Consider the following 12571-nt stretch of genomic DNA (forward strand, 5'->3'; position numbering starts at 1 on the left):
AAATGTCATCTGTCATACGGAAGCGGGGTCGAATTTTCGTATCAATTCGGATGTTCCTGACCGTCGGGCTGGTGTGCGGGTCGCGGGCGGGGGAGCCTCTTGCCCCAGCGCATAGGCTGTGGTGAACCAGCCAGATCCAGCAGGGGGCTACCGCCATGACGACAGGTCGGCTCGGGCAGCAGGCCGCGCCACCCAACGCCGCTTACTCGGGGCAGGTCGTGCATTTCCCGGACCCGGTCCGGGCAGCTCGGCATCCCCACGGAGTGCGGATGGACGGCGCCGGGCATCCGGACTTCTCCGCCTACGCGCGTGCGGCGGTGGAGATCGCCGAACCGCCCGAGGGTTTCGGCGTGGACGAGTTGAGGCTGACGGACTACGTGTCCGCGAACGCGGCGATGAAGGCCGCGGGGCACGCGTTGTGGGACACGGTCGGTCCGGTGGCGACCCCGCACGGCTGGACCTGGCACCACGTTGCGGGTTCGCGGCGCATGGAGCTGGTCCCGGTCGAGGTGAAGGCGCTGCTGCGGCATCACGCGGGTCTGGCGACGGCTCCGGTGGACCACGAGAAGCGCGGGACGCGGCCGTTGCAGGAGGTGCGTCCGGTGCACATGGGGCTCCCGAAGTCCGTGGTGTCGGTGTCCGAGAGCCAGGTGCAGGGTGTCGAGGAGGATCTCGGCTACCGGCTGCCGGAGGCCTACCGCTCGTTCCTGAAGGCGGCGGGCGGCTGCGCGCCGGTGGGCGCCGGCCTGGACGTGGACCTGGGCCTGTTGGTGGACCAGCCGTTCTTCACGGTGCGTGAGGAGGCGGCGGTCAACGACCTCGTCTACGTCAACAAGTGCCTGCGCGACCACCTGACGAAGGACTACCTGTGCGTGGGCTTCGCGCAAGGCGGGCTGCTCGCGCTGAAGGTGCGGGGCGAGGGCACCGGATCGGTGTGGTTCTCCCCGTACGACGACGCCCGCGACCGGGACGGATGGTCGGTCCAGGAGCGTGTGGAGCGGCTGTTGCTGCCGTGCGGCGTTGATTTCGACGCCTTTCTGGAGCGGTTGGCGGGCAACCCGCCGGAACTGGAGACGGTGGCCGGTCTGATGGTGGACGGCGGATTCGCACGTTCGGTTCCGGTGGCGCGTGCCGGTTCGGATGAAGGGTGACGGCGCGGTGGTGACGTTTGCGCAGGCGCAGGAGCGCGCCGAGGAGTGGATCAACGGAGACGTGCCCGCGTACCAGCACCGGGAGGTGCGGGTACGGGAGTTCGGGCTCGGGTTCGTGGTGTGGGCGGAGGACCGCGCGGCGGGTCCGGTGTCGGGGGGCGGCCGGCAGCGGCTGGTCATCGCCCGGGACAGCGGTGAGGTGACGTTGTGGCCGGGACTGCCGGTGGGCGAGGTGATCCGCCGGTACGAGGAGGAGTACGGGACCGTGGCGTCGGCCGCGGCTTCGGAGGCTTCGGTTCCGCCGCCGCGGATCGACTCGGAGCAGACGTCGTTCATGCTGAGTCCGCCGGAGTGGTTGCAGGAGGCGGCGGACCGGGCGGGGATCGCGCCCCGGCCGGCCGCGGCGTCGGTGCCGTCGTCCGGCTCCTCCGCGGCTCCGGCGGCGCCCGCCGCCACCGATGCGGGTGCGGGGGCGGGGCCGGGTGCTGGTCCGGTGTCCGACGCCGATGCGGCATCCGCGCCGGAAGAGTCCGGTTCGGCGGCGGCTCCGGGCGCCGCGGACGCGGTGCCGTTGCGGCGCGGGGGCGAGATCCCGTACGAGCCGACGGCCAGTGACGGCGTACCGGCGACGGCGGCGGCCGTGCCGACCGGGGCCACGCCGTGGGCGGGTACCGATGTGAACTCCGGCTCGGACGAGGCATCCGTGCCGCTGCCGGCGACCGTGTTCGCGCCACCGCTGTCCGGGTCGGACCTGGAAGACGCGCCGCGGTCGTCCGGGGCCTCCGAGGCGAAGACGACCCTGATGCCGGGCGGCAGCCAGCTGCCGAGGACCGCCGTCGTGCCCGCGCTGGGGTCTTCGCCGCAGGAGATCGCGGACGCGCCGACGGACAAGGCCCCGGTCTCGCGGCCGGACGCGGAAGGGGACTCGGCCGCGTCCCGGCCTGCTGCGTCTTCCGGGCCTTCCGGTCCGCCGGCGCCTCCTGGTCCGCCGGGGGTTCCGGGGTCGTTGGGGCGTGGGTTGGATCATGCGGCGACGATGTTGGCGGGTCCTGCGGTGACGGGTCAGCCGCCGGCGCCTCCGGGTCCGCCGGGGGTTCCGGGTGCGGGTGGGTCGCAGTCTTCCGGGCCTTCTGGTCCGCCGGCGCCTCCTGGTCCGCCGGGGGTTCCGGGGTCGTTGGGGCGTGGGTTGGATCATGCGGCGACGATGTTGGCGGGTCCTGCGGTGACGGGTCAGCCGCCGGCGCCTCCGGGCCCGCCCGGCGTCCCCGGTGCGGGTGCGTCGCAGCCTCCCGGCCCGCCGGGAGCGCCCGGCGTCCCCGGCGGGCCCGGTGCACCGGGTGCACCCGGTGACGGAGCCCACCACGCCGCGACGATGCTCGCGGGTCCCGGCGTACCGCAGCCCCCCGGTCCCCCCGGTCCGCCGCCCGGCGTGCCCGCGGGGCAGCCGCAGGCCCCGACGGGTGCGCCCACGGTCGGCCCCGGCTACCAGGCGGTCCTGCGCTACCGTGCGCCCGACGGTTCCGAGCAGCAGCTCATCCGCCGCTCGGCGCCCGGCACCCCGCACCCGGAGTGGCAGATCCTCTACGAGCTGCGCGCGATGAACGTGCCGCCGCAGCAGGTCCTGGAGCTGCACACCGAGCTGGAGTCCTGTGAGCTGCCCGGCGGGTACTGCGCCCGCATGATCCGGGAGACGTGGCCGCAGGTGCGGATCACCAGCGTGGCTCCGTACGGGCAGGACCACGCGGGCCGGCAGCAGGGCATGCGGCACCTGCTCACCCACCAGGGCGAACTGCACCAGGTCGCCGACGGTCCGGCGCGCCCCGCGCCGGTGCGTGCGCCGCTGCCGCAGGTTCCGCTGCAGCCGGCGATTCCCTTGGAGGCGATCGGGCAGGAGCTGGCGGCGGCGTTCGGTCCGCAGGGCGTGTTCCGTTTCGACCAGCGGGCGGTGTCCCGCCAGGGTGTGCCGGAGATCGTGGCGCAGACGCTGATGTGGGCGGGACTGCCGGTCGATTTCGGGCCGTTCTTCTGGGCGCAGGCGGTGCCGGGGCAGCCGGTGCCGACGCTGGCCGAGCTGGCGGCGCAGCGGCAGGTGCAGCCGGCGTCGGACGCGGGCTCGTACCTGGTCATCGGCAGTGATTTCGGCAAGGCGCTGTGCGTGCAGTACGGGACCGCGCACATCGTGGCGGTGCCGGTGGAGGGCGGTCCGGGCGGTGCTCCGGTGCCGCCGCAGTTCGTGAACTCCAGCCTGCCGCAGTTCGTGCGTTCGATGGCGATGCTGGGTCACATGTGGCGGTTGCGGCAGCATCTGACGCCGGAACAGGCGGGCCGCTGGACCGTCGATTTCCAGGCGAATCTGGCGGGGCTCGACAGCGCGGCGCTGGCGTCGCCGGAGAGCTGGTGGTCAGTGCTGCTGGAACAGATGTGGGACGGGTTGTTGTGACGTCCGCCGGATCGCGTGGTCGCGTGATCCGGTGAGTGGCCGGGTCGGGACCCTCGGAGGGGGCTCGGCCCGGCCATTCGGGCTTCAGGGGTCAAAATGGCGCATCCTTGACGGGAATCCCCGCGAGAGAGGCGCATCCAGGATGAGTGCACCCATGGCGACCGTGCGAGGTCGTGGCTACCGCATGGAAGAGGTCGACCGGTATCTCGCCCGGCTCTCCGGGAGCCGTGACGAGGCCTGGGAGCGGGTGGCGCGGCTGACGGTCCTGGCCAAGCAGATGGAGGCGGAGGCGGCGCGGCTGCGTGAGCTGGTGGCCGGGCTCGCCCCGCAGACGTACGACGAGCTGGGCGAACGCGCCCGACGGATCCTGCTGCTGGCGGAGGAGGAGGCCGAGGCCGTACGGGCGGAGGCGCGGGCGGACGCGTCCGCGACGCTGGAGGCGGCCGGGGCGCGTGCCGAGCGGGTGGCGGAACTGGCGCGGGGCGATGCGGAGGCGGTGCGCGGGCAGACCGAGGTCCGGGCGCGACAGGGGCTGTTGCGGGCGGAGCGGGAGGCGGACGACCTGCGGGCCGGGGCACGCCAGGACGCGGCCGCGTGGCGGGCGGACGCGGCGGCGGTGCTGGCGCAGGTGCGGCGGCGGGCGGAGGCGGCGCGGGTGGAGCGCGAGCGGGAGCAGGGGGAGCGCTGGGAGGCGGCGGACCGCGCATTGGTGGTGCGGGGGGCGGAACTGGAGTCGCGCCACGCGGAGTCGGAGCGGCATGCGGAGTCCGGGCTGGCGGAGGCGCGGCGGGCGCACGCGCAGGCGCAGGAGGCCGCGCGGCACGGTCAGGAGGACGCGGAGGCGCGGGCGGCGGAGCTGGTGGCACAGGCGCGGGTGGCGCAGGAACGGATCGCGCGGGAGACGGAGCGGGTGCTGCGGGAGCATGCGGAGGCGCAGGAGGAGATGCGGGCGCACATGGCGCATGTGCGGGCCAGTCTGTCGGCGCTGACGGGGCGGGCCCCGGCGGAGGGCTGAGACCGTCGCCGTCGCCGTCGCCGCGTCGCCGCGTTGCCGTGGTCGGGCCGCACCACGCCCCTAGCGGTCCGCGGCGGGCTGTGCCGGGACGGTGGGGCCCTCGTAGCGGTACGGGTCGCTGCGCAGGCCGCGGGCTGTGACCACCAGGGTGAAGGGTGGTTTCGCCGACGGCGGGAGGGTGGCCGTCAGGGCGCCGGTCAGAGGGTCGGGGCGTGCGTCCAGCGGGGTGTCGTCGAGGGTGAGGCGGGCTTCGGTGAAGCCGCCGCCCTCGACCGTGAGGCGGTCGCCGGAGACCGAGGCCGCGGTGATGACCGGGTTGGCCCGGGTGGCCAGCTTGTTGACGAGGTAGGCGCCGGCCGGTGCGCCCGTCAGGGCCCAGATTTCCTCGGGGAGGCGGGGGAGGCCCGCACCCACGTCGGCGAGGAAGAAGAGGACGACGTAGAGCATCGTGACCGCGCTGAAGGCGACGTACTGGAGGTCGACGAGGTCGGTGCGTCCGCTGTCGTTCGCGATGAGCTCCCGCAGCGGCCGGCGGCCCGACCGGGTCGGCGGGGCGGCCGGTTTGGCGAGGCTGCCGCGTTCCACGCGCAGGCCGACGACGGTCTTGGCGGCGATCATCGCCACGTACGGGCCGCCGAGCAGCGGCAGGTACACCGTGGCCAGTGTGGACAGCGGGCCGTCCGAGCCGCGGAACCAGCTCACGCCGCCGCCCGCGGTGAGGCCGTAGCCGAGGATGGCGAGCAGGAGCCAGACCAGGATCACCGTCCACGCCAGGGCGAGCGCGGTCGAGGTGGAGAGCCGGCCGTCGCGGCCGGTGACGAAGGCCGGGCTGGTGTGCAGCCGCAGGCCGATCGGGCCGGCCAGCGCGGCCAGTAACAGCAGTGCGTACAGTGCGGATGCCATGGTCTCCCCCGGATGACGGTGCTGCGTACGAGGGTCGCCCACTGCCCTGGCCATGACAAGGCGGTTCTCCGGCTACTCGTCGCGCAGTTCCGGCAGGACCGGGAACCGGCGGGGCGCCAGCAGGAGCAGGACGAGGAGCGCGGCCACGGCGGCGGCCGTCGCGCCGAGGAAGATGTGCTCCACGGCGGCGGCCACGGCTTCGCGCAGATGGTCGGCGGCGGCCCCGGGGAGCAGGCCCGGGTGTGCCAGGGCCTCGGCCACGTCGTCGAGGTGGCGCGGGAGCCCCGGTACGGGGGCGTCGGCCAGACGGGCGGCGACGGTGGCGTTGGCGACGGCGGCGAGCAGGGCGGCGCCCACGCTCTGGCCGACCTGACGGCAGAAGAGCACCGAGGCGGTGGTGGTGCCGCGTTCGGCCCAGCCGACGGTGGACTGGACGCCGACGATCAGCGGGAGCTGGAAGAGGCCGAGGGCGGCGCCGAGCAGCAGCATGATCAGCGCCGGCTGCCAGGGCCGGGCGGGGTGGGGGAGCAGGGTGAAGGAGCCGAGCACGGCCGCGGCCAGGGCGATGCCGACGGCCGCGGTGTCGCGGAAGCCGATGCGCCGGTAGACGTGCTGGCTCAGGGCGGCGGTGACGGGCCAGCTGAGGGTCATCACGGACATGACGAGTCCGGCGCCGACAGGTCCGAGGCCGAGTACGGACTGGGCGTAGGTCGGCATGAAGACCATCGGGGCGACCATCAGCAGGCCCAGGGCGCCCATGGCCAGGTTGACGGCGGCGAGGGTGCGCCGGCGCCACACCCAACCGGGCAGCACCGGTTCCTCGGCCCGCCGTTCCACCCGGACGACCACGACGGCCGCGACGGCGCTGGCGCCGAGCAGTCCCAGGGAGGGCGCCGACAGCCAGGGCCAGGCGACCCCGCCCTGGACGAGGGCGAAGAGGAGGAGTCCGCCGCAGCAGAAGACGCCGAGGGCGCCCGCCCAGTCGACGGGGCCGCGGCGGCCGGGTGAGCGGACGGGCTCGGTCAGGTGACGGGTGATCATCCACAGGGCGAGGGCGGCCAGCGGCAGGTTGATCAGGAAGATCCACCGCCAGTGGGCGGAGGAGGCGAGCAGGCCGCCGAGGGCGGGGCCGGCCACGGCCGAGGCGGCCCAGACGCCGGACATGCGGGCCTGGATCCTCGGGCGCTCCCTCAGCGGGTACAGGTCGGCGGCCAGGGTCTGGACGGTGCCCTGGAGGGCGCCGCCGCCGAGGCCCTGGACGATCCGGAAGGCGATGAGGGCGGCCATGTTCCAGGCGGACGCGCACAGCAGTGAGCCCAGGAGGAAGAGGCCGATGCCGAAGAGCAGCACGGGCTTGCGGCCGAAGGTGTCGGACAGTTTGCCGTAGACCGGCAGGGTGACGGTGACGGCGAGCAGGTAGCCGGAGAAGAGCCAGGAGAAGACGGAGAAGCCGCCGAGGTCGCCGACGATCTGGGGGACGGCGGTGGCGACGACGGTGCTGTCGAGGGCGACGAGGGCCATGCCGAGCATCAGCGAGGCGACCACGGGGGCCGGGGGACGTCCGGCCGGTCCGACGGTCCGTCCGTCGGGCGTGTCATGGGCCGAAACGGCCGCACCGGGCGAGGCGCCGGCACGCCCTGCGGGGAGGTCGCCCGGACCTCCGCCCGTGCTGTCCGCTGTCGGCACCGAGATTCCTTCCCCTTGCACGTAGATGCGGGGGACACCATCTCACCGCCGCCCTGCGGGCGATATCCCTCAGGCCGTGTAGTCCGAAGGGCGGACAACCCCTAGGGGTCCCTCCGCACTGTGGGCCAGGGGTCTTTCCTCCCGGCGGAGGAGGTGGGGGCGCCGGGCGTCTTCTTGACTGGAACGTACGAACCCGGGGGCGCGGGTGGGGTTAACCCCCGGGTGGATACGGCTACGGGCACCAGCGCGCCGAGGGTCCCGCCGCCGCAGACTTCATCACGGCGACGCAGGTACGCAGACGCACAGACACGCGAAGAAGGAGACAGACCGTGACAACGGCAATGACCGAAACCAGGCACGGGGGTACTGGAGGGCATGCTGCCGTCGCGGCCCGGGCGCGGAAGGTCGTCAAGGCCTACGGCTCCGGGGAGACGCGTGTCGTCGCCCTCGACGAGGTGGACGTGGACATCATGCGCGGCCAGTTCACCGCGATCATGGGTCCGTCGGGTTCCGGCAAGTCCACGCTGATGCACTGCCTCGCCGGTCTCGACACGGTCACCAGCGGGCAGATCCACCTGGACGACACCGAGATCACCGGGCTGAAGGACAAGAAGCTGACGCGGCTGCGCCGCGACCGGATCGGCTTCATCTTCCAGGCCTTCAATCTGCTGCCCACGCTCAACGCCCTGGAGAACATCACGCTCCCCATGGACATCGCGGGCCGCAAGCCCGAGGCGGAGTGGCTCAACCGGGTGGTGGAGACCGTGGGCCTCTCCGGCCGTCTGGGGCACCGGCCGACCGAGCTGTCCGGCGGCCAGCAGCAGCGCGTGGCGGTGGCCCGCGCCCTCGCTGCCCGCCCCGAGATCATCTTCGGTGACGAGCCGACCGGAAACCTGGACTCCCGCGCCGGCGCCGAGGTCCTCGGCTTCCTGCGCCGTTCGGTGGACGAGCTCGGTCAGACCATCGTGATGGTCACCCACGACCCCGTCGCCGCCTCCTACGCCGACCGCGTCATCTTCCTCGCCGACGGCCGGATCGTCGACGAGATGCACGCGCCCACCGCCGACCAGGTTTTGGACCGGATGAAGGACTTCGACGCGCGCGGGCGGACCTCATGAGCAACACGGTCCTGAAGACCTCGCGGCGCAACTTCGTCGCGCACAAGGGGCGGATGGCGCTCTCGGCCGTCGCGGTCCTGCTCTCCGTCGCCTTCGTCTGCGGCACGCTGGTATTCACCGACACCATGAACACCACCTTCGACAAGCTGTTCGCCGTCACCAGTTCCGACGTGACGGTCAGCCCCAAGGACGCCGAGGGCGGGGACGAGGCCCCCGACCGGGGCAAGCCCGAGATGCTGGCGGGCTCGGTGGTCGAGCAGGTCGGTAAGGCCGAGGGCGTCAAGAGCGCCGAGGGCGGCGTCGTCTCGACGGCCGTCACGGTGGTCAACGCCAAGAACGAGAACATGGGCTCGACCACCGGCGCGCCGACCATCGCGGGCAACTGGAGCGACAACGAGCTCAAGTCCATGAAGATCACCTCGGGTCGGGCGCCGCGCGGCCCCACCGAGATGATGGTCGACGCCGACACCGCGAAGAAGCACGGCCTGAAGCTCGGTGACGAGTTGCGCACCATCGCCGTCACCGGCGACACCCGCGCCACGATCACCGGCATCGCCACCTTCACCGTGACCAATCCGGGCGCGGCCATCGTCTACTTCGACACGGCCACCGCGCAGCGGGCGCTGCTCGGCTCGCCCGACTCCTTCACGCACGTCAACGTCACCGCCGAGGACGGGGTGAGCGACGAGCAGCTCAAGGCGAACGTGGCGAAGGCCGTCGGCGCGGACACCTACACCCTGCAGACCGCCAAGGAAGCCGCGGACGAGAACCGCAAGGACGTCGGCGCCTTCCTCGACGTCATGAAGTACGTCATGCTCGGCTTCGCCGGCATCGCCTTCCTCGTCGGCATCTTCCTGATCTTCAACACCTTCTCCATGCTGGTCGCCCAGCGCACCCGCGAGATCGGCCTGATGCGTGCCATCGGCGCCGACAGCGGGCAGGTCCTGCAGTCCGTGGTCGTCGAGGCCCTCCTGCTCGGCGTGGTCGGTTCGGTCCTCGGTGTGGCGGCGGGCGTGGGCCTGGCCGTCGGCCTCATGGCCCTCATGGGTCAGATGGGCATGCACCTGTCCACCGACGACCTGACCATCGCCTGGACCACTCCCGTCGCGGGCATCGTCCTCGGCGTGATCGTGACCGTCGTCTCCGCCTTCGTCCCGGCCCGCCGAGCCGGCAAGGTCTCCCCGATGGCGGCACTGCGCGAGTCCGGCACCCCGGGGGACAAGAAGGCCGGCCGGGTCCGGGCCGTCCTCGGCCTGGTCCTCACCGCCGTCGGCGGCGGCGCCCTCTACCTCGCCGCCGCCGCCGAGAAGGCCGCGGCCGGATCCCTCTGGCTGGGCCTGGGCGTCGTCCTCACCCTGATCGGCTTCATCGTGATCGGCCCGCTGCTCGCCGCGGGCGTGGTGCGGGTGCTCTCCGGTGTGGTCCTGCGGCCCTTCGGTTCCGTGGGCCGGCTCGCGGAGCGCAACGCCCTGCGCAACCCGCGCCGCACCGGCGCCACCGCCGCCGCGCTGATGATCGGCCTCGCGCTGGTCGCCTGCCTGTCGGTGGTCGGCTCCTCGATGGTGGCCTCCGCGACCGATGAGCTCGACAAGTCGGTCGGCGCGGACTACATCGTCGCCTCCGAGGCCCGCCAGCCCGTCCTGCCGCAGGCCGAGCAGGCGCTGCGCGCCACCGCCGGCCTCGACCACGTCACCGCCTACCGCCTGGTGGACGTCAAGCTCACCGCGCCCGACGGAACCACCGAGGAGACCGGCCTCGGCGCGACCGACCCGACGTACGCCAAGGACATCCGGCGCAAGATGACGGCCGGCGAGCACGCGGCGGCCTACGGCGCGGGCTCCATGTCGGTCGGCTCCCTCTACGCCACCGCGCACGGCATCGAGCTCGGTGACGAGATGACGGTCGCCTTCACCGGCGGCAGCACGGTCACGCTGAAGGTCGCGGCGATCACCAGCGACGAGGGCAACCTCGACAAGGGCATGAAGTACATCAGCACCGAGACCGCCCGGGCCAACCTGCCGGCGGACCGGATGCCGCTGCCCTTCATGCTGCTGGCCACCGCGAAGGACGGGCAGTCCGACGCGGCGGCGTACCAGTCGGTCAAGGAGGCCATGGGCGACTACCCGCAGTACGTCGTGCGCGACCAGGCCGACTACAAGCAGGCGCTGAAGGACCAGGTCGGCCAGCTGCTGAACATGGTCTACGGCCTGCTCGGCCTCGCCATCGTCGTCGCGGTCCTGGGCGTCGTGAACACCCTGGCCCTGTCGGTGGTCGAGCGGACCCGCGAGATCGGCCTGATGCGCGCCATCGGCCTTTCCCGCCGCCAGCTGCGCCGCATGATCCGCCTGGAGTCGGTGGTCATCGCCCTCTTCGGCGCTCTGCTCGGTCTCGGGCTGGGCATGGGCTGGGGGGCCACCGCGCAGCAGCTGCTGGCGCTGGAGGGCCTGAAGGTCCTGGAGATCCCGTGGTCGACGATCATCGGAGTGTTCGCCGCGTCCGCGTTCGTGGGCCTGTTCGCCGCGCTGGTCCCGGCCTTCCGGGCGGGACGGATGAACGTCCTGAACGCGATCGCGAGCGAGTAGCCGGCGCCGCGTTCGTACGGGGGTGGGCACAGGCCCGGGACTCACCGTCCCGGGCCTGTGCCCTTGCCGTGTCCGCCGGTGCGGCCGGCCGGTTCAACCGGCGGTGTCGCGCTGCATCAGGACGACTCCTCCGGCCTCGCCCACCAGCGTGTACCGCTCGCCGGGGTGGAGCTGGGAGGCGTAGTGGGTCGGGTCCTCGCCGGCCCACTTGCTGCCGTTGTCGATGGTGATCCAGTCCGGCACCACGCCCTTGCTGCCCCCGATCCACAGGACCCGGCAGCGGGAGGTCAGCCGGGTCAGCGGGGTGGTGTCCGCCTCCACGGTGGCCCCGTCGGGGATCCGGCTCAGGAGCGCTTCGATCGCGACGACGCGGTCGGGCTTCGCGTACGTGGACGCCTCCGTGAGCTTGGCGGTCGGCATGCCGGTCATGGCCAGCGCGAGGGAGGCGGCGAGCACCGCCGTGGGCAGCTGCAGGGCGTAGGAGCGCAGCCAGGGCCGTTCGCCGCGCCGGACGATGTCGATGGCGTCGACCAGGGCGAGGGCGACGACGGGCATCAGTACGGCGCTGTAGTGCCAGTCGGTGGACCAGTAGTGGTCGTCCCCGGACAGGAACCGCCAGCCGAGGGTGGGCGCGGCCACCAGCAGCAGCGGCGAGCGCAGGGCGAGCAGGCCGGAGGTGGGGATCAGCACCCATCCCAGCGTCGCCAGCTTGGTGCCGGTGCCGGCGAGGGGTCCCGCCCCGTCGATCTTGTGCCAGTAGCCGTAGCCGTCGGTCGCGAAGGACGGTATGACGACCGTGAACACCAGTACGGCCGCCAGGCAGGCGGCCGCGGCGATGCCGAGCGCGGTCAGGGCGGTCCGCCGGTCGGTGGTGCGGCTGCGCCAGGCCACCACGACCGCCAGCGCGGCCAGCGTGAAGCCGAGGTCTTCCTTGACGAGAAGCAGCGGCAGCCCCCACAGCAGGGCGGTCCGCCAGCGCCCGGCCAGGACCGCCTCCAGGGCGAAGGCCAGCAGCGGCACGGCGAAAGCGATCTCGTGGAAGTCGAACTCCACCGCCCGCTGGACGCCCCAGGACAGGCCGTACGCGACACCGACGGCGATGCCGCGGCCCCGGCCGAGGAGCCGTGCGGCCGCCCGGGTGACGGGGACGGCGGAGAGCGCGAACAGCGCGGCCTGTACGACCAGCAGGGTGACGGGCCCGGGGAAGACCCGGTAGACGGGGGCGACGAGCGCGATGATCGGGCTGAAGTGGTCCCCGAGGATGTTGGCCCCCGGCCCCTTCAGGTCGGCGACGGGCTCCTGGAGGTGGGCGTACGCGCGAATCGCCTGCTCGAAGATCCCCAGATCCCATGAGGGCCAGTCCATGCGCCGGAACCGGCCGACGGACAGGACGAGGTAGACGAGGAACAGCCCGGAGGCCACCAGCCAGGGTCCGCCCCGGCGGACCGGTTCCGCCCTCGAAGGGGCCTGGGCCGCCGGCGCCGGGCGGGCTATGGCATCGCTCGTCACGGACTCGTGCTCCTCGGCCGTTCGGCGTGAACTCCTGCGGGAAGGACGCGGCGAGCTCAGGCGGTGGGTACGTGGACATCGTAGAGCGGGAGCGACGCCTCCAGGATGACGAGGAGCCGCGCCCGCGCCGTGACCCGAATCCCTCGCGCGTCGGTGCGGGCGCCGTC

At 73.0% G+C, this 12571-nt stretch carries 8 protein-coding genes; 5 read left to right on the forward strand and 3 right to left on the reverse strand.

Annotated elements, in window-relative coordinates; all coding sequences use genetic code 11:
* Positions 1 to 155: 155 nt before the first annotated feature.
* The 3 genes from AW27_RS20095 (at position 156) to AW27_RS20105 (ending at position 4606) form a co-directional block, all read left to right on the forward strand.
* Positions 156 to 1151, forward strand: coding sequence for an SMI1/KNR4 family protein (locus AW27_RS20095; protein ID WP_078556797.1), 996 nt, complete (start codon positions 156 to 158; stop codon positions 1149 to 1151).
* Positions 1141 to 3591, forward strand: a complete 2451-nt coding sequence (locus AW27_RS20100; RefSeq protein ID WP_052031140.1) for an SUKH-4 family immunity protein — start codon at positions 1141 to 1143, stop codon at positions 3589 to 3591. Before AW27_RS20095 ends, AW27_RS20100 begins: the two co-directional genes overlap by 11 nt.
* Positions 3592 to 3745: 154 nt before the next feature.
* The gene (locus AW27_RS20105) at positions 3746 to 4606 is read left to right on the forward strand and encodes a DivIVA domain-containing protein (RefSeq protein ID WP_172671372.1); all 861 of its coding nucleotides are present in this window, start codon (positions 3746 to 3748) and stop codon (positions 4604 to 4606) included.
* Between the two features lie 60 nt (positions 4607 to 4666).
* Here AW27_RS20105 and AW27_RS20110 read toward each other — a convergent pair whose 3' ends face one another.
* Both AW27_RS20110 and AW27_RS20115 read right to left on the reverse strand, forming a co-directional pair.
* A complete protein-coding gene (locus tag AW27_RS20110; RefSeq protein WP_236647751.1) occupies positions 4667 to 5509 on the reverse strand; it encodes a hypothetical protein in 843 nt (280 codons plus the stop codon).
* A gap of 72 nt (positions 5510 to 5581) precedes the next feature.
* Entirely contained in the window at positions 5582 to 7195 is a 1614-nt protein-coding gene (locus tag AW27_RS20115) for an MFS transporter (protein WP_106967635.1), read from the reverse strand.
* A gap of 341 nt (positions 7196 to 7536) precedes the next feature.
* On the opposite strand from AW27_RS20115, the gene AW27_RS20120 reads away from it, so the two are divergent.
* Together AW27_RS20120 and AW27_RS20125 are read left to right on the forward strand one after the other, a co-directional pair.
* The gene (locus tag AW27_RS20120; RefSeq protein WP_370466695.1) at positions 7537 to 8313 is read left to right on the forward strand and encodes an ABC transporter ATP-binding protein; all 777 of its coding nucleotides are present in this window, start codon (positions 7537 to 7539) and stop codon (positions 8311 to 8313) included.
* Entirely contained in the window at positions 8310 to 10895 is a 2586-nt protein-coding gene (locus AW27_RS20125; RefSeq protein WP_037925221.1) for an ABC transporter permease, read from the forward strand. Before AW27_RS20120 ends, AW27_RS20125 begins: the two co-directional genes overlap by 4 nt.
* Before the next feature lie 93 nt (positions 10896 to 10988).
* Here the strand turns inward: AW27_RS20125 and AW27_RS20130 are convergent, their stop codons facing one another.
* Entirely contained in the window at positions 10989 to 12404 is a 1416-nt protein-coding gene (locus AW27_RS20130; RefSeq protein ID WP_037925224.1) for a DUF2079 domain-containing protein, read from the reverse strand.
* Positions 12405 to 12571: the final 167 nt, after the last annotated feature.

It is taken from the genome of Streptomyces sp. PCS3-D2 (assembly GCF_000612545.2).
GTDB lineage: Bacteria > Actinomycetota > Actinomycetes > Streptomycetales > Streptomycetaceae > Streptomyces.

Bases quoted from the DNA above. Each gene is read 5' to 3' on its own strand.
- AW27_RS20100 (WP_052031140.1), top strand. From the start codon at position 1,141: ATGAAGGGTGACGGCGCGGTGGTGACGTTTGCGCAGGCGCAGGAGCGC.
- AW27_RS20105 (WP_172671372.1), top strand. From the start codon at position 3,746: ATGGCGACCGTGCGAGGTCGTGGCTACCGCATGGAAGAGGTCGACCGG.
- AW27_RS20110 (WP_236647751.1), bottom strand. From the start codon at position 5,509: ATGGCATCCGCACTGTACGCACTGCTGTTACTGGCCGCGCTGGCCGGC.
- AW27_RS20095 (WP_078556797.1), top strand. From the start codon at position 156: ATGACGACAGGTCGGCTCGGGCAGCAGGCCGCGCCACCCAACGCCGCT.
- AW27_RS20120 (WP_370466695.1), top strand. From the start codon at position 7,537: ATGACCGAAACCAGGCACGGGGGTACTGGAGGGCATGCTGCCGTCGCG.
- AW27_RS20125 (WP_037925221.1), top strand. From the start codon at position 8,310: ATGAGCAACACGGTCCTGAAGACCTCGCGGCGCAACTTCGTCGCGCAC.